Below are 23,724 nucleotides of genomic sequence, written 5' to 3' on the forward strand. Positions count from 1 at the left end.
AAATGATCTACTCTTATTGTATTATATCTTTGCTTCGTTGTCCTACTGGTTACGGGTATAAAGTTGATCTTCTCTCTTTTGCATGGTACCATAAAATTACCTCGAAATGTATCCGATTCTTATTTTTAGATTCACTTTTAAAATGAAAATTTAGCTTTTCTCCATCCCATCTTGACGCATGCTTCATGAAAAACATTGTCCAACTTTATTTGGTCAAGTTGGACAAATATATAATGAAAGGAATGGCTACATAACATCGATTTTAGATGTACTACGGCATGATTGTCGGAAGTGACGCCTCTGGAGTACTAGACCAAATAAAGTATGATGAATGAGGAAGAGAGCAAATAGTGCTTTCAGTAGCCGGTTAAGATCATGAGATTTGCGAAAAGATTAGGATTAGCAGTATGGATAAAAGATTTAAGAGCTGTACAATCGTTGGAGCGCTTGGGCAATGTCCACTATATTTCTAAGCGGCTTCAGTACGTATACTTGTATATCGATGGGCAAACTGCAGAGCAACTGATTTCACGTATAGAAAAAATGCCTTTTGTTTCTAGAGTAGAACCTTCACAACGAAGGAGTTTAACTTTAGATTTTAGTCATAAAGTTTGTTCCGAAGCATAAACTCATGCTATAATTATATAGGCTGCCCCGACTAGTGGGGGTGGCATTTCTTTTGGTTTAAAATGATATTCATAAAAGATTTTTTTGCCATAGAAATGGCATTTCTTTTTGAGATAAATTTTCGTAATGCTAAATATATGCCTATAGAAATATGGAGGGATGAGAAGAATGCCATTTTGGCGACGAAACTTGTATATTCTGATGGTTTGTCAGTTTTTGGTTTTAGGTTCTATGTCGATGATCATGCCTTTCTTGCCACTATACTTACAAGAAATGGGGATGACAGATCAGAGTGAAGTAGAGCTTTGGGCAGGGATTATATTTGGTGCTAACTTTTTATCTGCTTTTATATTTGCACCGATTTGGGGAAGTCTAGCAGATCGATTTGGTAGAAAAATGATGATCTTACGCTCAGGATTTGGTATGGCCATTGTTATTATCCTAACCGGTTTGGCTACCTCACCGATCCAGCTATTATTTTTACGGTTATTAAATGGAATGATTTCTGGATTTATTCCCGCATCGATTGCACTCATGTCAACGTGTACTCCAAAAGAAAAAACAGGATATGCTTTAGGTTTACTTCAATCAGGAGCGGTAGGTGGAAGCATTATCGGTCCATTTTTTGGTGGAATTTTGGCTGAGATGATCGGATATCGTTATATTTTCTTTATTACTGGAATTGGGATTGCGATCGCAACTTTCGTAGTCCTATTTTTGGTTAAAGAAGAGTTTCAACCACAAAAGAAAGTCAAGGAGAAAAGAAACTTCTTTACAGATGCTGCTATGATTTTACAGCAAAAAAAATTAATCGTTTTATTTGGAGTAGGCTTTCTTATGCAATTTGCATTGATGGGAGCTCAGCCTCTGATGTCGCTCTTTGTAGCTGAATTACACACACCAGGTGGCTATATTGCCTTTTTTGCAGGTCTCGTTGCTTCTGTCACTGGAGTTTCAAACATGATTTCATCTCCTTACTTGGGCAGACTTGGAGACCGCTATGGTTCTGAGCGAGTTTTATTTTTTGCGATGATCGGTACAGCTATCTTTTTCATTCCACACTTTTTTGTTGGAAATGTATGGCAGCTATTAGTTGTTCGTTTCTTATTAGGTCTGTTTGTAGGAGGTTTATCTGCTTCGTTAAATTCACTGATCCCAAAATACTCTCCTCCTGAAAAATTAAGTACGGTTTATGGTTATAATACAAGTGCGACTTGTTTAGGAAACTTGTTAGGTCCTATTACTGGTGGGTTAATGAGTGGTTGGATTGGGATTCGTGGGGTCTTTTTAATCATTGCCTTGATTTTGTTCATTGCTGCTCTTGTATTAAAATTAGGCTTCCATGTACGTACTCCTAATCGTCATAAACCTTCTGCTTTACGTGCAGGATGATATCAAAAAGGATGGATTTTCCTTGAAGATAATTACTTCAGAGGAAAATCCATTTTTTATCAATTAGAGTGTAACATCTTGTAAGAAGAAGATATTTTATTTTTTGTTTTTATTTAAAGAGTGAATAGCATATAAATCTATTTATTATAAATAAAAAGAATGTGGGAAAACGCGCGATCTTCTTGTGAAAAGGATAAAGACTCCATAAAATATAAGTAGATGCATTGAGATTGAACGAAGAGGGAGAGAATATCATATGAACTTTTTTCAAGACTTAAAGCAAGTATTTGAAAAAGGTGTTGAGCAGGTAGGTAATCAATCACCCCTTGTAAAAGAATTAGCTCGCTTGAGTGGATTATTAAAAGGGAAAAAAGAAAGTATTCAAGATTCGTATAACCGTTTGGGTCAACTTGTTTATAAAGAATGGGAAAAGAAACAGAAAATAGAAATAACAGATGAGATTCGTGAACTGCTTAAAAGTATTCAGGATGTAGAGAGACAAGCTACGAAGTTAGCGAACCAAGTTGATAGTTTGAAGAGTTCTGTGGATCACATAGACCAAAAACAACAACCTATTCCCACGAATTCGCCACTAAATTCAAGCCCGTCTCTAGCGAATCTAAGCCCAAAAACACCTGATGCTATCCTTTATTTATGCCCATTTTGCGCTCATCAAGTCAAAGAAGATGCTTCAGTTTGTCCGAACTGTCAAGTGCGATTTTATTAAAAATCATTTTGGGTAATATTGTCATTTTATAAAAATATTTCTTTTTTTGTCCTTTTATTTTTGTTACAATATTGGTACAAATGGCCTTGAGATATATGTCATTGAATCATTGGCTTTCAAACAAAGAGAATGGGTTTTGTACAAGATTCCTTTCTATCAGAGCATACATATAGACAAAAAGGAAAGGGGTATGCGCATGAGTCACAGATCAGTCGCCATTGTAGTGACAAGTGGGAAAGGCGGTGTGGGAAAGTCAACCACAGTTGCATCTGTGGGATTGGGGCTAGCACAGCTTGGTCATAAGGTTTGTCTTGTGGATACAGATATTGGTTTAAGAAAGTTAGATTTAATGTTAGGATTAGAAAACCGAATTGTGTATGATTTGGTTGATGTGATTGAAGGAGTAGCTAAGCTTCGCCAAGCACTGGTTCGCCACAAAGAATATCCAGATTTAGCACTTTTACCTGCAGCACAGACAAGATATAAAGAAGAAGTAAATCCAGCACAAGTGAAACATGTAGTAGACGAATTAAGAAAAGAATTTCATTATATATTAATCGATTCTCCAGCGGGAATCGAAGGTGGATTCCGTAATGCGATTGCGGCGGCGGATCGGGCAATCTTAGTTGTCAATCCAGAAATTCCATCCGTGCGTGACTCTGATCGAGTTATCGGCTTACTAGAATCAGCAAGCTTAACCAATATTGATTTGGTAGTTAATCGTGTTCAACCTGGAATGGTTCGAGATGGAGATATGCTGAGTGTAGAGCGAGTCCAAAATCATTTAGCGATTAACTTACTTGGCATTGTTCCTGAAGATCGACGAATTATTCGATCATCGAATACGGGTGAGCCTGTAATTTTAGACAATAAGTCATTAGCTGGAAAAGCATTTTCGAATATCGCAAGAAGATTAGCTGGTGAAGATGTTCCATTCTTAGAATTAGAAGAGACCACTTTGATTACTCGGATTAAGCGTTTGTTTCACATTGCCTAACTAATAAGGAGTGAAACATGTGTCCTTTTTAAATATGTTTGGAAAAGACAAGGAGGAGCCTACAGCAACAAAGGCAGATGACCGTTTAGCGTTGGTTTTAAGTTATCAGCGATCGGATATTGATGAAAAAAAATTAAAAGAATTTCGTGGACGACTCATCCAATTATGTGATGATTTTGGTTATGATGTAGTCGGGCATATTGAAGTGATCCCGCAGTCGAAAGAACGAACGACTATTATCAATGCGAGTATCCCTGTTCGTCTAAAGGAACAGATGAAAGAACCTATATAATATCTATCCAATTAGTAAGGCCCTTACTCTGTAAATTGAATTTCAAAGTAAGGGCCTTTTTGTATAAGCTCAGCAGTGTCAAAGAAGTCATTTTTCCACGCGACCCACTCTCCTTTGATCCACGGGAATCGGCAGAAAATAAAAATGGAAAGACATAATTGATGGGGGGATTTTATGGTGGATCTAGAATTATTACTAACAGCTAGAATATGCCTTTAATCGTAACAGATTTTCTGGGGCTACTTCTCATTTTAAGACTGGAAATGATTTAATTTGGTCTATATTGTACTATAGAGAAGAAGGAACAATCATTGAAAAAGGAATAGATCATATAGTAACAATAAAATTGCCATATGGAAAAGTTTATAAAGATGTTGTTGTTCAGGGATATAAGTTTACAATAAATGAGACGTCTACAATAATTGGAGAAGGAGAAGTTTTGGAAATCTTAAATAAAGGATGATTTAATCAAAGAACAGATATCAAGATTACTCTATACATTATCAAAACTAATTCACTAGATTCATCTAAATATGCTCCCTCTAAGGTTGATGGAAACAGCCAAAGGGGGATTTTTATTGGCAAAAAAAGCGTCAAAAATAAAGTAGCGCCAACCCGATCACCAACTGTTTCACCCCTGGAACCCTCATTAAAACGGCTGAAGGCGAGAAAAAGATCGAAGACATCAAAGTCGGAGACAAAGTTCTAGCGAAAGATGAGAAAACGGAGAAACAAGAATACAAAGAAGTTGTCCAGCTCTTCCGCAAGTTTACGATTTCTATGTCGGCAAAGAAGTCATCGAAACTACCGATGAGCATCCCCATAGATTAAAAATATGTTTCAGTATAATAACAGGGGAGAACATCTCCTCTGTTATTTTTTAGATTGTTAGGAGATGATGTTGATGAACTTCCAAGATGTAAGGGATTTTATGAATTCAAATGAAAGCGATCAAAAAATATATGAACTATCTAACTTAGCAGATTTTCTAGAGAGAGGTTCAATTCGCGATTCAGATATCATCGAAATCATTAATTTTCTAATAGAAAAGTTAATTGTAGAAGATAATAGAGATGTTTGCAGCCATAACAAATGCATTATGGTTTAATAAACTTGATAAAACTAAGGTTAACTGGACGATGTTGATTGAATATTTACCTGAATTTGAAGCTGAAGATTTAGAAAATGCGATAGTTATATTAGGAGCATGTCATGACCTAAAAATGATTGATGTTTTGAATCAATATAAGAATCATTCTAATGGACATGTTCGAGTGGCTGTTAAGCACGCGATTGAGGAAATTGAATTTAATAACTGATGTTTATTGTTTTATACCTTCGATTTATGTTTAGTGAATCACGATAATTGAATGTATAACTGGAGAAAATAAAAAATTTCATCTCCAGGTGGTAAACGCTGGAATACAGTTCTATAGAATCTTATATCGATAGTTTTAGCTGTGTAATAGGGAAGACCTAAAGGAATATCGAAATTCCTTTAGGTCTTCCCTTTGTTAACCTTATGGACTGAATAAGCTGTGTCTTTTTAGATAGAGTTGTAGAAAACTACTTAATTCAAATACTAAAATAACTTAATCTATTTTCCTCTATATTTAATATGACGCCTACATAAAATGCTTCGCGCCTTCATATAGATCATGCTTTGGATTTTTCACCGATTTATACAATATTCTCTTATAAGTAATACTAAGTTGCACTATATATTTATTATGAGTTATAGTTTCTACTCTTTAGGTTATATAAATTTGTTATCTTGTAAACGGTGAATCAGAAAGTCAACAATTAATTTGGAGAATTTTTTATCATCAGCAAGGGTTAACAATGCAACAGATACACGTGTGCTCCCATATTGCCTCATTAATTGAGCGAGCTTTTGCTTAGTTTCTATATCAGGTTTACAATATCTTTCTTCAAAAGCACGAAAAACAATTTCTTCTTCACTCGTTGCTGGTGCATCATTTACTACGGGCCAATTTGGAAAGGAAGAGGAGGATGTTTGTATATGATTAGATGCCGTTGCTAATTGACTTTGTACTGCAATGGATAGGTCTTCTGGAGTAGGAGTTGTGTAAGACTGTGGTGTATCCTCCAGATTATGGATCACTGGTAAATTAATTTGCCAGTCAGGTAATTTTCTTCGTCTACGAGGTCGTTGTGGTGGTAAATGAGTGAACCTTTGTGGATATTTTCGTCGAAGAGTATAGATTCGTTGATAAATAGCTCCTTGCGTTCGATTTAATTTTTTTTCTAACTCAGCAATTGCAGCAGAGAGTGATTTTCCACTGTCTGAGTATAAGTTTACTGTCTCGATGACAAGGTCTTCTTCATGTGGTTCCCAGCTATTCAGTCGATTTGTATTACCCGAATCATCCAAAGATACAAAACGGTCGGGATATTCAGACCTAAGTTTTCGTACATGGGACATGATTCCCGCATATCCTCTATTTAGTTGCTCTGATAACTCTTTTAATATTTCTCGTTCTCGTCTTCCTTCTTGTAAACCCTTATTAATAGATGTGATAATTTGTTCATTTTCTTCTTCTGTGTACTTACCCTTTTTTGGATCGATTGTAACCATTTCCGCATCTGCTACTTATATATAAAAAAAAGCAAAGAATTATATAGACATACCTGCTGATTGTGCATAATATACATCAAAATTTTATTAAGATATTAATCTATCTAATAGATTAATTGTGTATAAGTAGCAGCTTTTCACCTCTCTTAATATTATATTTAATAACAATATTCCCTGTTTATTCCGTTTTCTTACCTATTTAATAAAAATTTTTATTCTCTTTTTATGTTGACTTAATAAGTTACTTATAAATATAACAGAAAGTAAGTAAACATTTCTACACCTGTGTTTAAAAAATTCGACTATTACTATAGGTTGCCGAATTGTGTATTTTAGATAGTAAAATAAACGTAATATCTTTGGATCTTAAAATTAAATAACAATTTATTAAATCATAGGTATGAAATCTGTATGTTTTGACTATAACCTTTAATACGAGAACCATTTTGCCGAAAGGAGTTTTAAGTTTGAGCCATATATCAGCCAATGAAATTAGCTTGCTTTTGGCATCTCGAGGAAATTCACTTTCGCCGGAAACAGATCCTAAACCTCATCGACTTTGGGACTTAGATACACGTGCTGCTTTAGTTATATTATGGGGGCTTCTGGTATATCCCTTATTGGATCCTGATCTAAAAAAAAATAAACAGTTGGGTTGGATAGAGATTAATCAGCTAACTTATTTGTTTAAAGAGTACTTAGGGGATGCTAAAGAGTTTAAAGATGTTCTTTATTTATTTAAGCATTATGACTATATTCGCTTTCGTGCGGATGGAAAAATCATTGCCGGAACCGGATTACTTAGTGCGATTGATGCAGCTAAGATGTATAAACTGTTTCGAACTTCAGTACTTTCGCGAAAGCTTATTCAAAAACAAAATATACCCTAATTTCACAGAGATTGATCTTCTTATACAAAAAAATCCCTCTCGCTTTTTTTAGTACATAGGAAAGCGAGAGGGATTTTTTTATGAATACTTAATTTCTACATGATTAATCAATGAATCTATCTTGTATTTAGGTATGCGAAAACGAGAATAGGGTTTTTGTATAACATAAGTTAATTAGTTTATCACGTAAGATAAGTAATGTATTTATATGTTTGAATAGAGTTTTTCCGTAATTAGCTATAAGGATGATCCTATTTTGTTTTCGTATCAAGTATTAATTCAATTTCTTGTTGTACACGAATTAACTCATCTGGGCTAAGCTTTCTAAGGTCGCGGATAATCATTTCTAATTTCATGGAACGGAATTCCTCTAGAAAGGATGGCATATATTGGGTATTAAGTGACATGGAGAAAAACTCCTTTCAATCCAAATATCACAAACCAATATTTTCATTTCTAATATAAGTTTGTTTGGGATTCCATTTTATCAAATTTTCACTACTGGTCAATGATAGTTAACATCTTTCATACTTCATTTTTCGTGGTTTTTTTTTGTTATTTGCTGATTTGCTGTTGAATCTTGTTCTCATGTGACAGATTTTTGATTTTTATGAAGTAAGGTTTTAAAAATGAGCGAATAGGGTATCTAATTGGTGGCAGGTTGTTATTTTTGATCAAAAAAAAGAATAGGGGTGCTTGGTGAATGTTGGAACAGTTGAAAGCACTTGAAAAACAATTATTCTATTTGGAACAGGAATATCTGCTCGCCAAGGAACGCCATGAATTTCTTCACCAATATGATCTGCATGAAGAGATGAAACAGCTTAGAAAAAAACATCGTGAACTAAAGGCAAAAGTTAGTTAATGTACGAAATAGAAAATCGAAAGGTATCTAAATATAAATAACTAAAGCGCACCGAATTTCGGTGCGCTTTGCTATTTAAAAATATTTTTTCTGGGATTGATACTCTTTTAGTATTTCAACTGCTTCACGAAAACGTTGTGAATGAACAACTTCCCGTTCTCTCAAAAATTTCAAAGAGTCGTTGATATCGGGATCATCTGACAAATCAATAAGCCATTGATACGTTGCACGTGCTTTTTCTTCAGCAGCAATATCTTCATACAAGTCAGCAATAGGGTCATTTTTTGCTTGAAAATATGTTGCAGTAAAAGGGACACCTGAAGCATTTTCATAAAAGAGAGCCCGCTCATGATTGGCATAGTGTTCACCCAGTCCAGCTGCTTTTAATTCTTCTACGGATGCATCTTTCGTAAGTTTATTAACCATTGTTTTATGGATATCATAGGAACAAGAAAACTACACCTTGGGATAAATGGTCAACGTAAACTGATCGTTTTTTTGATGCTTTTCTTTCAGATAGACACATTTATCAATCACGGTTTTAAGAAGGATATTTTTTTGCTGTGGTGTTTCCAATTGATCGTATACCTCTAATACGTGCTCTACCTGCGGAATTATTCGTACTTGGGCATTCATTTTTTCTTGTTCATAGTTTAGGTCTTCAATCGCTTTTTGTAGATTGTTCCGGGCTTTATCTAAGCGATCAGCTACACTTTTAGAACGCTGTAGAAATGTTTCTTCATCATAGATTTCTCGTTCAAGTAAATCATGTAATTTGCTTTTTTGATTTTGTAAGCTTTTTATTTCTTCTTGTATATTTTTAATGGTCATTTGGTAAACTTCGATCTTACTATTTTGTTTTACCAAATCATTCGTATCGAATTGTAGCTTATATTCTTTTAACCAATCAGATAGAGAAGCAAGTACTCTTCTTTCAATATGCTCAAGGCGGCTACTTTTATTACAGTTTCCGCCTTTTCCTTTATTGTCACAAATCAAATGGGTTAAATTGTAGTTTCGACTGGATCGTTTTAAAATCATGATGGCTCCACAGATACTACAATGTACTAATCCGGCTAAGGGGTTTTGTAAAGAAGTACTAGGTTTCCAGCGCGGATGGCGTTTATTAAGCCTTATTTCTTGGGCTTTTTCAAAAAGCTCTTCGGAGATGATAGACTCATGTTTTCCATCCACTAAAATTTGTTCACCTTCTGGTCGTATTCGTGCGTCAACTCCTTTGTTTGGATCAGCTGACTTAATTCTTTCAACTTTTCCCCAGGCTATTTTTCCGATATATACTGGGTTTCGAATAATTTGTAATATGACATTATTACTCCAATCTCCACCATAGTACGACGGAATTCCTAATTCATTTAGTTTTTTGGCTATATTCGTTGTTCCCATTCTTTCATGTGAGTCATCCGATGTGTACCACTCAAAAATCATTTTTACTACTTTAGATTGCTCGGGATCAGGGGTCAGTGTGATACTGCCATCATCTAATTTTGCTTTTTGATAACCATAGGGTGGTCGAGTACCAACATAGTTTCCATCTTTGACTGATCGAAGTCGTCCGCTTTGAAGACGGCGCTTAATAATCTTAAACTCCTTTCGAGCCATAAAGGCCTCAAATTCGCTGTATTCCTCGTCAAATTCGTTGTCTAGGTCATAGACCTTTCTGGGCGTTATAATCTTTGTTTTTGAGCGTTTAAATGTGTCTAGGATATATCCTTGATCTTGCATGTTACCACGGCCAAGGCGGTCCATATCCATCACTAAAACGGCATCATATAACCCTTGTTCTACCTCTTCGAGGAGTTTCATCATTTCAGGTCTATGTATGATACTTTCACCACTGATAATTTCTTGATAGATCTTGACTATGTTTAGGCTTTGCCTCTTAGCAACTTCTAACAAGGCTTTTTTATGTTTGGCGAGCGTTTCACCTTCTCCGTGCGCTTCTGCCTCTAAATCGGCCCTGGACTTCCTTAAATACATGGCAACTCTTTCCATGATATTCACCACCTTATTTAAAATAATATGCTTGTCCTTCACTTTTTCCTGCATAAGATCTAATGAGGTGAGGGTTTTATGCAGGGAGAAAGGGAGACTATATCTTATGATAAAACTTATCAGATTGGTGGAAGTACTGTCCATATTGTAGCACCGAAGATTAGTGAAGAAGAACGGCAGAGGCGATTAAAAGAAATAGCACGAGTGGTTATGATGCTTTTGGAGACGTTGAATGATGGATCGAATAATAGAGTGAGAGATAAATAATATAAGGCCGAGGATCCTCCAAATAATTTAATAAAGAGGATCTCGGCTTTTTCGTAAGTAAATATAACAATTTAATTCTGTTGGTCGGCTCATAGGATCACCTTAATGTTTACTAGTTACCCTTATTAGAGGTTATAGGGTATTTACCGTCAAGCGGAATAGGAAGACATAAAATTTTCGGCAACCAAAATAAGGATATGTGATACATAGCCTTTGCTAACTAATAAGAGAATGGAATTTAAATCTATATAAAGAAAAGAGTAATAACAAAACGTCTGTTCTTTCAGCTGATTATATAGTATAATCATGTCATAAAATTACTACGACCGCATAGCGGTTTTTTTTATTAGGAGACTAATTAATTTATAATGAATATTGGTAAAATATATATTTTTCATATGACCCATATCAGTAACTTGCCATTAATCTTAGAAAAAAGAGGATTACTTTGTAAGAATATGGTAGTTAATAAAAGGATAGAGTATGTTAACATATCCAATACTAGCGTACAAAATAAGAGATATGCAAAAAATGTTCCAATAGAGCCTTATGGTATATTACATGATTATGTTCCATTTTATTTTTGTACATTGAACCCTATGTTGTATGCGATTTACTCGGGTAAAGTAGATACTTATACTGAAGGTCAAGAGAATGTAATATTTTTAGTTTCCACTATTCCCCAAGTAACTCAAGCGAAACTTAACTTTGTTTTTACGGATGGTCATGCAATAATGGCTTTAACTCAATTTTTTAAAGATATTGCAGACCTTGATAAGTTGAATTGGGAAGTTATAAAAGCAAAATATTGGCCGGAATTCACTGACGGGAGTCGCTTAAGACAAGCAGAATTTCTTGTTCACAAATTTTTTCCATGGGAGCATATATTAGGTATAGGAGTTCTCAATAATCAAAGTCGTAATAAGGTAATAGAAATTCTCAGAAAAGGAGAAAAGGGAAAAATAAGGCCTGTTGTAATTAAACCTGATTGGTATTTCTAAGGGGATGGTATTTGTGATCAAATTTGTAAAGGGGAACCTTCTTGAATCGGATGCAGAAGCGTTAGTTAATACAGTGAACTGTGTAGGAATAATGGGGAAAGGGATAGCGTTGCAATTTAAGCAAGCTTTTCCGGAAAACTTTAAAGCATATCAGAAAATATGTCGTCAAAATAAATTACAGCCAGGACAGATGTTTATTTATAAGAACAGTTCTTTGATGAATCCGAAATACATAATTAATTTTCCTACAAAAAAACATTGGAAGGAAAAGTCAAAAATCGAATATATTCAAGATGGCTTAGAGTCTTTGATTCAAGAAATTAAATCCCTTGAGATTAAATCGATTGCGGTACCACCTTTAGGATGTGGGAATGGAGGTCTTAAGTGGGAAGATGTAAAATTACTTATGAAAGAGGCTTTTAAGCAAGTTCCTAATGTTCATGTTATTATTTATAGTCCTTCAGGATATCCTCAACCCGAAAAAATGATAATTAGGACAGATAAACCTCGATTGACTAAGGCTCGTGCTTTATTTATAGCATTAATGAATGAGTATAAAAATCCTGGGTACAAACTAACATTAATCGAAATACAAAAATTAGCTTATTTTCTTCAGGAAGTCGGAGAACCGTTAAATCTCCACTTCGAACAACGAAAATATGGCCCATATGCTGAAAACTTGAATCATGTGCTAATGAGACTGGAAGGCCACTATTTACGAGGTTTAGGATATGGTAAGCGTAATCCCGATGTAGAAATTTACCCTTTACCTTGCGCAACCAAAGAAGCAATGCAATTCCTTAAACGTGAACCTAGTTCCTTAGAACGCTTAGAACTGGTAAAAAAATTGATACGTGGCTTTGAGTCACCTTATGGTATGGAACTTTTATCTACGGTTCATTGGGTTTTAAAGAAAAACAAAGAAATTGACACTCTGGATAAATTGGTAAAGAAAGTTCATGAATGGAACGATCGGAAAAGATCTACCTTCATAGAAAAGCATATAGATATTGCTTGGAATCACTTAAAAAGTATTGGTCTTTATTAAGTAAAGCCGACTTCCCAACATGCTCGGGATCTCGGCTTTTTGGTTTATACTAATCCCTGTCTTTTTCAAATAAGTCCTCAATACTATGTAGTGTTATTCCATTTTGCTGTAAAGCTTCTTTAATTGCGATTAAGTATTCGATAGTATAAGTCCTTGATCCTTTTAAATATCTAGAGATCACGGTGGTGGGTACACCAGACTCTCTTGATAATACAGACTGATTCCAATTTAGTTGATCTAGATATTTTTGAAGTATAAACTGCTTTTTTTTCATCAAAAAATGCCTCCTTATTTGTTTAACTTATACGTTGAACGGGTAAAAATAAGTAACCGCAAAAGTGCAAATTGATACAAATCCCAACTAAATTTAACCACTTCATATCTATTTTCCCTTTTATATAAAAAACAAAATTCACTCTCGAATATCTATTAAAAAGAGGGTGATAGAATCATTGAAAAATACCTACAGAATCTAAATATATCTCCTAGTGATATCCAACCTAGCTTAAAATTCCTAGCCCGATTGCAAAACAACCACCTTCAAAGAATTCCCTTCTCCAACTTAGAGTATTTTCGTTTTGGATCAAAGTGGATCGATTTTAATAATGCATTCTCCCTCATTGATCCAGTGTTAAAAGGAAGAGGAGGAATTTGCTTTCATTTGAACTATGCTTTCTATTGTTTGCTAAACTCGATAGGCTTTCATTGTGATCTTATTGGCTGTCTTATTGAAGAATCAGATATCGATCACATGGCCATAGTGGTTCATTTGGATGATCAACTTTATTATGTCGATGTCGGATATGGATTTTATTTTATTTATCAACCTTTACCGATCATGGATGGTATTTATAAAGATAGAAGTGGAATATATAAAGTAGAGAAAGCAGAAGATCATTTTGTTATAAGAAAGCAATATAAACGGAAATGGATTCATAAGCTAAGTATCAATCTTATACCAAGAGACATAAGAGATTTTAGGCAAACGTATTGGAAGCATATAAATAATGGTGGTTATCTATCAAAACGAACTATCTTTAGTATATATACATTAAATGGATTCATCATTTTTTCTGATAACTCACTAACCATCTATGAAGGTCAAGACTGTTTTAAATACAAGTTACCTTTATGGAGGGGTTAACATGTTTAAAAATGAATTTGATCAAGTACACTTAAGTGGATTGTCTATGATGGGCGGGAAAAAAGATGATGATAAAGGAGATCGTCCCGGCTCTGGTGGTTGGGGATCAGATGGGGAAAAAAGAGATGCGGATGATTGGGGTAGCTTTAGCCCAAAATACCGTAAACCAGATGAGTGCCCCAGCTGTGGGAGAAGATATTTTTTCTGGAATGGACGTGCATGGCAATGTGAACATCCTGATTGCGAATATGAAGTATAAAGGATTTTAAGTATAGAATATTGAATATTATTAAGAGGAACATTTTTATTGTTCCTCTCTTTTTTATATTTAATAGGAGTGATTTTATGTCAAGGATTTCAGAAGAAGAAGCATTTTTAATGGGAATAAAACCTGCTTTACTTACGACTGAACGAAACGAAAGATTTAATGAACTACTAAACTATCCAAGCTTCACAGATTTTTCTCCCGTACGTTTTGATTATGAAAGAAAAATGCACTTTAAAGGCTGGATGTTTTTCCAAACAAATCAACAGCGACTAGAGGTGTTAAAACAGATAAAAGAGCAAGGTATTATATCAATTAAATCCCTAGAAGCGCGAAGGTTAATGGGTTTGATCCTTGGCTACCCCCCAAAAGCAGTTGATTCATTCATTCGACGATTAAAACTCAAGAAAGAAAATTTAGAAGAACATAAAGAAAAAGAGTCACGAGTAGCTATAATGGAATATTGCGGTTGTGGTTTTGTTTGTTATATAGAAGATATCTTGGAATGTTCCAAATGGCTATGGCAGAGATATCCGTATCCTGAACTTGATCAATTGATGATTAAACATGAAGAGGAATTTAATATAAGGTTTGGAGATTTTCATGAATTGAATCGTTTAGTGGATTATCTTGAAACGAAGATTTATTTAAAGTCAAATGGTTTGGTACATACTGAAGTGATTTGATACATAACTCTTTATGTAGTCCTGGAAACAGGGCTTTTTTTGTGCATGAAAATAGTCAAGTTCCTGCTATGACAAAGGACTTGGCTTTTCGTTCATAATTATTGTTAAAACTTTACTAAGCAACTTATGTTCTTTTTATATATAAAAGAGATGATAAATAATAATGTTTAACTATTTAGAATGATGTAAAATATAGATAGACTTAAAGAGGAGATGATATCATGAGACAAAAGAGATTTTCATACTCTTATTCACGTCATGCTTGGGTTCCACCTTGTCCAAGAATGTAAAAAGACAACAAATGTCGTGCAAGACGGACAAGGGGATACTTGGTGGTACTGTACTAGTTGTAGAGTTAGATTTAGTAGATAGTGCTCAAAAGGATGTGTTAAAGTGGATCTTCGACCAGAGGAAGCGTTTTTACTTGGATATAAACCAACTTGTTCATGTCAAAAGGGAAATCCTCGTCTGAAACCATATTTTGATCGATTGATAGAAGGAGGATATCCTAAATGTCTTCTTAATGATCTTGGTACTTACATGTTTTTTAGAACAGAAGAAGAGAAGGAAAACTTTATCCATGACATGAAAGATATTAAACCTTTATCAGTTGAATATGTTTATAAACTAGGTACTGTTTTAGGGATACCTCTAAAGTCTGTTGAGTTCTTTGCAAGAAATTGGGAAGAGGACAAAGAGGAAAGAATAGGAGTAAATTGTTCAGGAATAGTGTTTGCTACTCATGTGGATATTCTGATAGAAGAAGTGGAATATCTCTGGAATAAGTATAGAAATACCAGAGCGGAAGAGTATCCAACCATAGTTGAGATCGGAAATAATGAGTATCGTTACGTAATCAATTATGGAGATGTTTCAAAGCTTTATTCTGTTGCTCAAGATGTTTCAAAAATAATGTCAGGTAAAGTTACTGCCTAGCTCTAGAAACGGGGCTTTTTTTGTGCATGAAAATAGCCAAGATCCTGCTTTGCCGTTAGGATCTTGGCTTTTTCCATCTCATACCCTTTTTGACTTTAAGCAAGATTACCTTGGTAGATGCAACTTTATTATTTTGGGGTAAGCAGTCTTTATTTGATAGTTCCTTATCCTTAGGATCCACTATATCTACACCTAAGGATCCACTTTTTTTACACGATGGTGTAATAGTTGCACTCCTGATAGGATCAGTAACAATCCAAAACATAAGAACGACACTAAAAAAATTAGAAACATGGGGATTTCTAACAAACCAATCAACAAAGAAAGGAAGGCTTATAACTATAGTAAATTGGGGGCATTTGATGATTTGCTGTATTTGCTCAGTATTTTATTGCTTTAAAAGAAAATACAGTAAATATTTGAATTTATTATGTTATTTATACTACGTATCTACAAAGAATTATTGATTTGTCCTTGTATTCATTATATAATATTCAGAAAAGTATTATCAAATTTCTGAAGTAGAAGTACATATAAGTAAATATTTGCACTTAATAAGATAAATCGAAGCCTAAATAATAAATATATAATACGGAATAGTAAATATACCTCTTTTTACACTGAATTTTAGGTTCAAGTAGATAAAAATTATAGAGGTGATTTGATGAAAAAAATTCGAGTAGATCGAGTTGGGTTTGGTAACTTTGTTCGTAAAACAAGAAAATCAAAAGGACTACGACAAGAAGATTTAGTAGATGATAATATCTCTCAATCGGCGGTTAGCTATATTGAAACTGGAAATGGAGAAGTGAGTGTAGAGAAAATGGAGTATATATTAAAGAAGTTAGACGTCAAAAAAAAGCTCTCAGACTTTGTTGAAGCAGGAAAAGAAGATGATGAAGTAGCAATTAAGGAAGAATTAAAAATAAGGCTTGCTGCGATTGAAAACATAATCGATTTAGTGAGTCCCGAAGAAGGATTAGTACAGATTAGAGATCTTTCGATTCCTCTAAAGCATGAATATAATGTATTTGTGGAATATCTAAAAGGTAAATGTTTTTTTTTCAAAAGAAATTGGAATAAAGCCCATAAACATTTTTTTGGTTGTATACATATGCTTGATCATCAACATGCTAAAATGACCTACACTAATTTAAAGAGTGCTTGTTACCATGAATTAAGTACAATTGAATATATCCAAAATAATTTTCATCAAGCATTAAGTTATTCTAAAAAAGCAATGGAATATTTTCAGGTTGATGGTCAAAGGAAATATTATAAAGATATTATAATGGTTAGCCAGGTAATTTATCTTGAAAAGACAAACCAAGTTGGAGAAGCATTGAATGTGCTTGATGATCTTACTTTTGATAAGGAAGATATTGTTTTTGAAAAGGGTGAGAAAGGGATTTATAAAAGTGAAAGTAAAGAAGCTGCTCTTAATATGTATGAAATGAAATCTAAATTATTAGCTAAACATGGAAGCTTAGCTGAAGCTAAAAAAGTCGCTTTAAAAGGAATTGAACTTGCGCGTATAGATAAGATGTATGATAGATCACTTGAATTATGGACAACTTTAGGAAGTATTTATATTGAACAAAATAAATTAAACTTAGCAGAATGTTGTTTTCGAACTGCTCTAAAACTAAAAGATAAGGTAAAGAAGGAATATCTACTAGCATACGTTTACAATCAATTAGGAAAGTTGTACTATAAGTTTGAAGACTTTAGACAATCGCAGAAAGAATACCTAGAATCAATTAAATACAGCAGAAAGGCAAATGATGTTTATCTGGAAACACAGGCACTTATTGGTTTAGGTGAGTGCTATATTAAGCAAAATAAGCAGAACAAAGATAAAATTCTAGCATGCTTGAACAAAGCTCTTGAATTAGCTAAACAACATAATTTTTCAAAACTAAAAAATAAACTTTTCCTAACCTTAGGTAATTATATGCAAGAAATTGGTGACCCTAATTTTGCAAGTTATGCAATGGATTTTTTCTATTCTTATAGTGAATCTTTCAAAGGAGGTGAAAATGAAATGACTGTAGTCATTAACCGCTTTGACGGCGATCCACCTAATGGTTAAAAGCCATTAAAATCATAATTTTGAAGTATATTTATCCCTAGTATTTAATACTAGGGTTTATTATTTATAAAATAAACGGTGTTTAAATACATAATTATATCAATCTTTATAATTATACATCAAATAGAGGAAGAGTGCAAAACCTCCTGTCGCATAAATTAATAATAGGTTACTTATTATTTGTTTATGAAAATCGTATAAGTGGATTGCCTAGAAACAAAATAAAAAAATTTTTTCTATTAGATTGATCAAAATATGGGGTATGGGATTAATTTTTCTAAATATATCATCCATAAAAGAACAAATATTTATTATATATGCTTGTATCCAGACTGAAAAAAGTAAATATTAATTGAAATGTAGGGATACTTTAGTAAATTGATTAATTTTTTCTGAATATTGTATAATGAGTTCACAGTTAAGTTGAATCAATAAATGTACTGAAGCTTTCTGGGTTCCCAATAGAATTTAGTATGGAAAGAGAGGAAATAGCATTGCTTCGTTTAAAAGTAGAAGGTTCTGCTATAGAAGTCTATGAATTTCTTCGGGATTTTGAGCAACAACCACAATATCAGGTAAAGAATAGGTCTTCTGAATATCAAGATGATGTTTTGCCTAATGATGAGGTCATTTCATATTGTCACTTTGAATTTACCCCTGTTTTTGAAAAGAAGGAGATCATACTTACACTAGATATACCAAATTACAAGTTAGTCTTACACATAACGGATTTTGAGTTATGCGCTATCTCAAAGGAAATTTCATATGTTAAGGGATCAGTCGAAAATCTAACTGTGAAAAAAACACAAGTGGAAACAAAGGTATGATCATATGAAAATTAAATATTTTTATGACCATACCCATGATAAATTATGTATCTACTGTCCTGAGCGTAATAAAGTAAAAGAAATTAAGAATAAGAAGCAGATAAACAAGTTCCTCGAAGTATATAAAGTTCAATAAGACACTCTCAAAGGTTGTAAAGAAGATGAGGATAAACTTGGCTTATTTTCTTCACGGTTGTTTCCTTTCTGGACTTAACAGATGAGATTCTTTGAGGAGGTGATTATCAAAGATAAATATATTTATACACATGTAATCTTAGCTGACCTTGCTCTAGCTCGATGTACTTGCGTAAAAAGGGATATGTTATTTTAGCTTCATAGAAATCGCAATTGATGGCAAAACCACGTTTAAGTTTAAATCACCTATTACCGTCTATTCAATAGCCAACGCCTAATCCATCGAGAAATCCTAAAATTGGGTGAGTCCATAAGCTCTTTGGGTTGGGCGTTTTTTTAAAATGAAAAGGGAAGTGTTTATATGAGTAGAGAAAGGCAAGAGAAATGTCCAGTATGTAAGGGATCAGGAACTAAAGATGGAGAAAGATGTTCCTGTTGTGGAGGTAGTGGTCGTGTATAAGTAATCAGTTACTGTTGAATTAAGGGGGGTGATTATCAAAGAAGAATAAGTTCATGTAAACTTGGCGAACCTTTCTACTATCTAGTAAGTGAGTCCATTAAACTCTTTGAAGTTAACCTTTTTTAATCTGAAAAGAAGGGGATTTTAAAGAGCATCATTGCCCTGGATGCAATGGAAAAGGATGTAATGAGTGTGGCGGTACAGGACTGAAAAAGTGAGATCTTTTATTAACGGGAAGTTTAAAAAATACCTCTTGGGATAAAATATTTTTAGAATGTTATGTTACTTCGGACTAATGGTTGTTACAATAAAGAAGCTATTAGCCAAATAAACAGGAGGTACACGATGAAAGTTGAACAAGCAATCCAACAAGTCAATAGAGACTATTTTGTTCTCCAAGAAAATGGAAAGATGTTACCGAATACAACATCTACAAAAGCTATAAAAAAACATCTACAATTCCTAGAGATCAGAGAAGGAGATCGTGTCCTAGAAATTGGGACAGGATCAGGTTACAGTACTGCACTAATCGCGGAGCTAATTGGACAATCAGGAAAAGTTACTTCTATTGATATTGATCCAGCTATTACGGAAAGGGCTAAGTCTAAACTTTCTAGTTATGCTCAGATTGAATGTATTATAGGTGATGGGCGAGAAGGATATCAATCAAATGCTCCCTATAATCGTGTCATCGCCTGGACAAGTACAGAATATCTCCCTGATTCTTGGGGAAGGCAACTAGCAGAAGCAGGATTTATTGTTGCTCCTTTTCGTATCTTAACCATAGCTGATAGTATGGTGATGGTTCGGTTAAAAAAGGATTCAGGTAATCTAAAAGGTGATCGAGTTGAAGAAGGATCTTATATTCCAATGACTTCTGAACCAGTTGTAAACTTTTTTGGACATGAAGTATTTGCTGAATTGGTAGGAGAAGGCGAACATCCATATTGGGCAAGTTCTCATTGGATGAAGAAAACCTCGACTGAAAAATGGGAAGAGAAGATTCTTCAATCTACTATTAAATCTTCACCTTTCGAACCAATTGGAGAAGATGTTAGAGCCTTCTTGTTAACCAAGAATCCTGATGGTCTAACAACAGCATTTCATCTTAATACTGGCTTCTGGATCGGTTATAGTAGTCCAAACGGTTTTGCTCTGCTGTCATATGACGAAAACAAATGGGTTGTGTCTGATGATCAACATGCTAAGGTACTTAGTGATTGGATAAATCATTGGGAAAGACTTGGAAAACCCAGTTATGAGCACTTAGAACCGATAATTGTAAATAAAAAAATTAGTTTGAAATTTAAGGGAGGAATTTAATAATGGAATATCAAGCACCTGAATTAATCGAAGTTGGATCTTTTGAGGATTTGACACTAGGCGGAAAGAAAAATGACACAGCAGATTTAAACTCACATCTTTATTAATTAGATAAGGGCGACAAGTTCGCCCTTTTTTCTTAGGTGTTTAGGAGGGGGGAAAAGATTTGTTTTTTGGTATTTTTGAAGGGCAGTCTTTTTCAGTAGACCAAATTACTGATTCTTATATTCGGTGTTCAGATAAGGATTCAGAATGCGTTTTAATAGGAGAAATCTTGTCTGATGAAGAGGAAATTTATAATGCTTTTAGGAGATTTCTGAAGGAGCAGAAACCAGAGCATATTATTTTCCTACGTGGAAATTATCAATCTTTTATTCGGATTGGTGAACAATTGTGGGCATTTTCAGACTTGGGGAATGTCAGACCTATTTTTTACATGAAATTTAACAATAGATGGTTTCTTTCTTCTCATCTATTACTTCTAAATGAAAAAGTTAATTCTTCATTAAATCTGCCTTGGTTTCAACGATCATTATCTTCATTTGGATTTCACATTGAAATGGAGACTCCATACAAAGAAGTAAGAAGGGTACCCGGTGGTTTTGGTTTGCACATAAAGAATAAAAAGGAGCAAGTGTTTCAGGCTTGGAATGTTGATCAAGAATCCACCCTATCCTTGGATGAAGCTGGAAAGTTATTAAGAGAAGAGTTAACTTCTTCGATACTTTTACGTTGTCAGGGTAAGAGGGTAACAAGCGACCTAAGTGGTGGACTTGATTCATCTACTATAACTTGGATTGCAGCAAAAAAGTATCCGGTTAAGTCAATAACGATTACAGGGAGAGAGGAAAATGAAGATGTAAGGATAGCTAAAGAGATTGCAAAAAGGCAGAAAAATATCAATCAAATTATATTTAATCAAAACGAAATGCTACATGTTTATGCTAATATGGATCAAATACGGACAGATATACCCATCCCATTTTTCTGGTCGGCTAATAATGCAAAAGCGATGTTTACATGGGCACGAAAAAATAAATCTGAAATTCATTTCAGCGGAGAAGGTGGCGACTCAGTTCTTGGTGCTGATTACACTTATCTTGTTGATTTAGTTCGTCAAGGAAAATGGGGAACATTTATTTCTCATGCAAAAGGTTGGGCGAACAAGAAAAATCAATCTCCTTGGAGTTATATTTCAGGTGCAATAAGATTAGCTCTGAATATCCCTTTTGAACCACAACAAAGACATCCGCTGTCTTCCAGCAGTAATAAAGCAGATTGGTTTAAATTTTCTACTATTATCAATAAAGGAAGCTACTCAAAATTTATGGGTGTGTCAAATACACTTGATGGAATACATTATTTGGGTTATGTTGCTCATGGATTAAAAGATCTCGCATCACAAGAAAAAGTTAATCTGAGTGTACCGTATTTAGATCACAATGTTCTTCGTATTTGTCTCAGGGTAAAATCAGAAGACAAAATGAAACCTAATGAATTAAAGCCATTACTTAAACGAGCATTTCAGCATGAATTACCTCAATGTTTATTAAACAGAAATTCCAAAGGGGATTATACTTCTGATGTATATAATGGGATGAAAGAAAACTTTTCCTGGTTTGATGCAAGCTTTAAACAAATGTATTTAGCGGAAATGGGATTAGTTGATCTTAATAAATTTAGAGAGTGTTTTCATAGATTGCTCATAGGAGCGCCTGTAAGATTACCAGAATTTCATCTGACACTTTCATTAGAGATGTGGCTTCGTCAATCAACTTTTTCATCAAGTAAAGGAAGGGAAGAGTATGAAGTTGATCATACCAGATCATGTTAAAATAACTGAAATAAACGAAAGGACAGTACTTTTAGATTGTAAGAAGAACTTTTATTATGCAGTTAGTAAATCTGGTACTGAGTTCCTAAATCAAATAAAAATACATGGTGATATGGTTAAAGCAATAGAAAAAATAAGTAATGACTACGGAGTAGCACAAGAAGTAGTGGAGAACGACATGAACATTTTTGTAGATCGTCTAATCCAGAAAGGGTTGGTTATTAAAAAATGATACGAGCATGGGTTTCACTTATTCATGCGATCTACCTTATAAAGACCCGTAGCTTAGAACAATTAGAGCCATTGCTTAACAAAAGAAAATCAAAATGCAAAGATATATGGGCTATACACGAGGCGGAGCAGGCGTTTTACCAAATTGAAAAGGCAAAAAAGTTTTTCTTTATACGAACTGCTTGCCTTGAGCAATCTCTGGCACTTTACTTGTTGGCAACTTCTAAGGGGAAATCTGTTGACTGGTGTGTAGGGGTAAGGCTTGCGCCATTCGCTTCCCATGCGTGGATAGAAATAAAAGGAGTTCCTTTTAAAGAGTCTGAAACGGTTGAAGTATATGAAAAGATTTTAACTATATAGTTGGAATGTAAGGAGAATGGCCAATGATACGCTATACAAAATCATTAGAAGGAATTACATCAGAAATGTTGGATGGAGGCTTTTTCGTTGGATGGCCTAATCCACCCTCACCAGTAGCCCATTACGAAATTTTGGAAAATGCTTATAGGATAGTTCTTGCGATTGATGATTCAACTAACAAAGTTATAGGATTTATTAACTCGATTAGTGATGGTGTTTTGACAACATATATTCCATTGCTAGAGGTATTACCAGAGTATCAAGGAAAAGGGATCGGCAAACGATTAGTTAATACACTTGTAGAAGATTTAAACGAAATGTATATGATCGATATATTATGTGCTCCAGATGTGCAAGAATTTTACACAAAACTAGGCTTTGAAACGGCTCAAGGGGTTGCTATGCGTAATTATCATAATCAGTCAGGAATCAATTTATCATAAATTTGTTAATTAGATCGGGTTCGAAAAGACTTTGTTAAGATGTCCAATTAGCGAAATAAACCATCTATCAGTTTATAGCTGTTAGGTGGTTTTTCTTCTATATAAAGAAACACCCCCACAAACAAAGTGGAGGCGACTTTAAAACCCTCATCCAAGAAAAGTATAAACCGAACATAAGTTCGATTGGGTTGGTATGTAATGGAATAGTATATCTTCGCAAGTTCAAACTTATTGCAATAAACTTGATATTTAATTGATAATAGTGTAATA

Annotated in this window: 29 protein-coding genes and 1 pseudogene; 25 read left to right on the plus strand and 5 right to left on the minus strand. The window is 34.1% G+C overall.

Annotated features, from left to right (window positions below; genetic code table 11):
* Positions 1 to 375: 375 nt before the first annotated feature.
* From DL897_RS06320 to DL897_RS06360, 8 genes are all read left to right on the plus strand, one after another.
* A complete protein-coding gene (locus DL897_RS06320) occupies positions 376 to 627 on the plus strand; it encodes a DUF2129 domain-containing protein (RefSeq protein ID WP_113658301.1) in 252 nt (83 codons plus the stop codon).
* A gap of 168 nt (positions 628 to 795) precedes the next feature.
* The gene (locus tag DL897_RS06325) at positions 796 to 2,019 is read left to right on the plus strand and encodes an MFS transporter (RefSeq protein WP_113658302.1); all 1,224 of its coding nucleotides are present in this window, start codon (positions 796 to 798) and stop codon (positions 2,017 to 2,019) included.
* A gap of 256 nt (positions 2,020 to 2,275) precedes the next feature.
* On the plus strand, positions 2,276 to 2,746 hold the full coding sequence (locus DL897_RS06330; protein ID WP_113658303.1) for a hypothetical protein: 471 nt from the start codon (positions 2,276 to 2,278) through the stop codon (positions 2,744 to 2,746).
* 196 nt (positions 2,747 to 2,942) lie between these two features.
* On the plus strand, positions 2,943 to 3,743 hold the full coding sequence (minD, locus tag DL897_RS06335; protein WP_113658304.1) for a septum site-determining protein MinD: 801 nt from the start codon (positions 2,943 to 2,945) through the stop codon (positions 3,741 to 3,743).
* Between the two features lie 19 nt (positions 3,744 to 3,762).
* Complete coding sequence (locus DL897_RS06340; protein WP_113658305.1) at positions 3,763 to 4,035, plus strand: hypothetical protein; 273 nt, start codon at positions 3,763 to 3,765, stop codon at positions 4,033 to 4,035.
* Between the two features lie 675 nt (positions 4,036 to 4,710).
* Positions 4,711 to 4,866, plus strand: coding sequence for a hypothetical protein (locus DL897_RS19005; RefSeq protein ID WP_420824122.1), 156 nt, complete (start codon positions 4,711 to 4,713; stop codon positions 4,864 to 4,866).
* Between the two features lie 73 nt (positions 4,867 to 4,939).
* Positions 4,940 to 5,143, plus strand: coding sequence for a hypothetical protein (locus DL897_RS06355; RefSeq protein ID WP_113658307.1), 204 nt, complete (start codon positions 4,940 to 4,942; stop codon positions 5,141 to 5,143).
* Positions 5,109 to 5,354 carry a hypothetical protein gene (locus DL897_RS06360; protein ID WP_113658308.1) on the plus strand — a complete coding sequence of 82 codons (246 nt, stop codon included), beginning with the start codon at positions 5,109 to 5,111 and terminating at the stop codon, positions 5,352 to 5,354. Before DL897_RS06355 ends, DL897_RS06360 begins: the two co-directional genes overlap by 35 nt.
* Positions 5,355 to 5,791: 437 nt before the next feature.
* Here the strand turns inward: DL897_RS06360 and DL897_RS06365 are convergent, their stop codons facing one another.
* A complete protein-coding gene (locus DL897_RS06365) occupies positions 5,792 to 6,634 on the minus strand; it encodes a hypothetical protein (RefSeq protein WP_113658309.1) in 843 nt (280 codons plus the stop codon).
* A gap of 467 nt (positions 6,635 to 7,101) precedes the next feature.
* Between DL897_RS06365 and DL897_RS06370 the strand changes: the two genes are divergently transcribed.
* The gene (locus tag DL897_RS06370; RefSeq protein WP_113658310.1) at positions 7,102 to 7,524 is read left to right on the plus strand and encodes a hypothetical protein; all 423 of its coding nucleotides are present in this window, start codon (positions 7,102 to 7,104) and stop codon (positions 7,522 to 7,524) included.
* A gap of 251 nt (positions 7,525 to 7,775) precedes the next feature.
* On the opposite strand, the gene DL897_RS18160 is transcribed toward DL897_RS06370, so the two are convergent.
* Complete coding sequence (locus DL897_RS18160; RefSeq protein WP_168188677.1) at positions 7,776 to 7,931, minus strand: hypothetical protein; 156 nt, start codon at positions 7,929 to 7,931, stop codon at positions 7,776 to 7,778.
* Between the two features lie 296 nt (positions 7,932 to 8,227).
* Between DL897_RS18160 and DL897_RS18165 the strand changes: the two genes are divergently transcribed.
* A complete protein-coding gene (locus DL897_RS18165) occupies positions 8,228 to 8,389 on the plus strand; it encodes a hypothetical protein (protein WP_168188678.1) in 162 nt (53 codons plus the stop codon).
* Between the two features lie 75 nt (positions 8,390 to 8,464).
* Here the strand turns inward: DL897_RS18165 and DL897_RS06375 are convergent.
* Together DL897_RS06375 and DL897_RS06380 are read right to left on the minus strand one after the other, a co-directional pair.
* Positions 8,465 to 8,818, minus strand: a pseudogene (locus DL897_RS06375) (manganese catalase family protein); the annotation flags it as partial.
* Between the two features lie 27 nt (positions 8,819 to 8,845).
* Positions 8,846 to 10,402 carry a recombinase family protein gene (locus DL897_RS06380; protein ID WP_113658312.1) on the minus strand — a complete coding sequence of 519 codons (1,557 nt, stop codon included), beginning with the start codon at positions 10,400 to 10,402 and terminating at the stop codon, positions 8,846 to 8,848.
* Between the two features lie 78 nt (positions 10,403 to 10,480).
* Between DL897_RS06380 and DL897_RS06385 the strand changes: the two genes are divergently transcribed.
* From DL897_RS06385 to darG, 3 genes are all read left to right on the plus strand, one after another.
* The gene (locus tag DL897_RS06385; RefSeq protein ID WP_113658313.1) at positions 10,481 to 10,669 is read left to right on the plus strand and encodes a hypothetical protein; all 189 of its coding nucleotides are present in this window, start codon (positions 10,481 to 10,483) and stop codon (positions 10,667 to 10,669) included.
* A 368-nt stretch (positions 10,670 to 11,037) separates the two neighbouring features.
* Positions 11,038 to 11,670 carry a type II toxin-antitoxin system toxin DNA ADP-ribosyl transferase DarT gene (darT, locus tag DL897_RS06390; RefSeq protein WP_113658314.1) on the plus strand — a complete coding sequence of 211 codons (633 nt, stop codon included), beginning with the start codon at positions 11,038 to 11,040 and terminating at the stop codon, positions 11,668 to 11,670.
* A 13-nt stretch (positions 11,671 to 11,683) separates the two neighbouring features.
* Positions 11,684 to 12,718, plus strand: a complete 1,035-nt coding sequence (darG, locus tag DL897_RS06395) for a type II toxin-antitoxin system antitoxin DNA ADP-ribosyl glycohydrolase DarG (protein WP_113658315.1) — start codon at positions 11,684 to 11,686, stop codon at positions 12,716 to 12,718.
* Positions 12,719 to 12,767: 49 nt separating this feature from the next.
* Here darG and DL897_RS06400 read toward each other — a convergent pair whose 3' ends face one another.
* Positions 12,768 to 12,992 carry a helix-turn-helix domain-containing protein gene (locus tag DL897_RS06400; protein WP_113658316.1) on the minus strand — a complete coding sequence of 75 codons (225 nt, stop codon included), beginning with the start codon at positions 12,990 to 12,992 and terminating at the stop codon, positions 12,768 to 12,770.
* A gap of 219 nt (positions 12,993 to 13,211) precedes the next feature.
* Here DL897_RS06400 and DL897_RS06405 point away from each other — a divergent pair, with 219 nt between their 5' ends.
* From DL897_RS06405 to DL897_RS06465, 12 genes are all read left to right on the plus strand, one after another.
* Complete coding sequence (locus DL897_RS06405) at positions 13,212 to 13,862, plus strand: arylamine N-acetyltransferase (RefSeq protein WP_276308565.1); 651 nt, start codon at positions 13,212 to 13,214, stop codon at positions 13,860 to 13,862.
* Position 13,863: 1 nt separating this feature from the next.
* Positions 13,864 to 14,121: a hypothetical protein gene (locus DL897_RS06410; protein ID WP_113658318.1), complete on the plus strand. Its 258-nt coding sequence runs from the start codon at positions 13,864 to 13,866 to the stop codon at positions 14,119 to 14,121.
* 86 nt (positions 14,122 to 14,207) lie between these two features.
* The gene (locus DL897_RS06415) at positions 14,208 to 14,813 is read left to right on the plus strand and encodes a hypothetical protein (protein ID WP_113658319.1); all 606 of its coding nucleotides are present in this window, start codon (positions 14,208 to 14,210) and stop codon (positions 14,811 to 14,813) included.
* A gap of 393 nt (positions 14,814 to 15,206) precedes the next feature.
* Positions 15,207 to 15,749, plus strand: coding sequence for a hypothetical protein (locus DL897_RS06420; protein ID WP_113658320.1), 543 nt, complete (start codon positions 15,207 to 15,209; stop codon positions 15,747 to 15,749).
* Positions 15,750 to 16,413: 664 nt separating this feature from the next.
* Positions 16,414 to 17,841 carry a helix-turn-helix domain-containing protein gene (locus DL897_RS06430; RefSeq protein ID WP_113658322.1) on the plus strand — a complete coding sequence of 476 codons (1,428 nt, stop codon included), beginning with the start codon at positions 16,414 to 16,416 and terminating at the stop codon, positions 17,839 to 17,841.
* Positions 17,842 to 18,335: 494 nt separating this feature from the next.
* Entirely contained in the window at positions 18,336 to 18,668 is a 333-nt protein-coding gene (locus tag DL897_RS06435) for a hypothetical protein (protein ID WP_113658323.1), read from the plus strand.
* Positions 18,669 to 19,608: 940 nt separating this feature from the next.
* Positions 19,609 to 20,586, plus strand: coding sequence for a protein-L-isoaspartate O-methyltransferase family protein (locus DL897_RS06440; protein WP_168188680.1), 978 nt, complete (start codon positions 19,609 to 19,611; stop codon positions 20,584 to 20,586).
* A 2-nt stretch (positions 20,587 to 20,588) separates the two neighbouring features.
* Entirely contained in the window at positions 20,589 to 20,693 is a 105-nt protein-coding gene (locus DL897_RS06445) for a lasso RiPP family leader peptide-containing protein (RefSeq protein ID WP_113658325.1), read from the plus strand.
* Between the two features lie 59 nt (positions 20,694 to 20,752).
* Positions 20,753 to 22,420, plus strand: coding sequence for an asparagine synthase-related protein (locus DL897_RS06450; RefSeq protein WP_113658326.1), 1,668 nt, complete (start codon positions 20,753 to 20,755; stop codon positions 22,418 to 22,420).
* The gene (locus DL897_RS19010; RefSeq protein WP_113658327.1) at positions 22,392 to 22,652 is read left to right on the plus strand and encodes a PqqD family protein; all 261 of its coding nucleotides are present in this window, start codon (positions 22,392 to 22,394) and stop codon (positions 22,650 to 22,652) included. The genes DL897_RS06450 and DL897_RS19010 overlap by 29 nt, the downstream gene beginning before the upstream one ends.
* Entirely contained in the window at positions 22,649 to 23,011 is a 363-nt protein-coding gene (locus tag DL897_RS06460; RefSeq protein WP_113658328.1) for a lasso peptide biosynthesis B2 protein, read from the plus strand. Before DL897_RS19010 ends, DL897_RS06460 begins: the two co-directional genes overlap by 4 nt.
* Before the next feature lie 23 nt (positions 23,012 to 23,034).
* Positions 23,035 to 23,454, plus strand: coding sequence for a GNAT family N-acetyltransferase (locus DL897_RS06465; RefSeq protein ID WP_113658329.1), 420 nt, complete (start codon positions 23,035 to 23,037; stop codon positions 23,452 to 23,454).
* Positions 23,455 to 23,724: the final 270 nt, after the last annotated feature.

It is taken from the genome of Thermoflavimicrobium daqui (assembly GCF_003313465.1).
GTDB lineage: Bacteria > Bacillota > Bacilli > Thermoactinomycetales > Thermoactinomycetaceae > Thermoflavimicrobium > Thermoflavimicrobium daqui.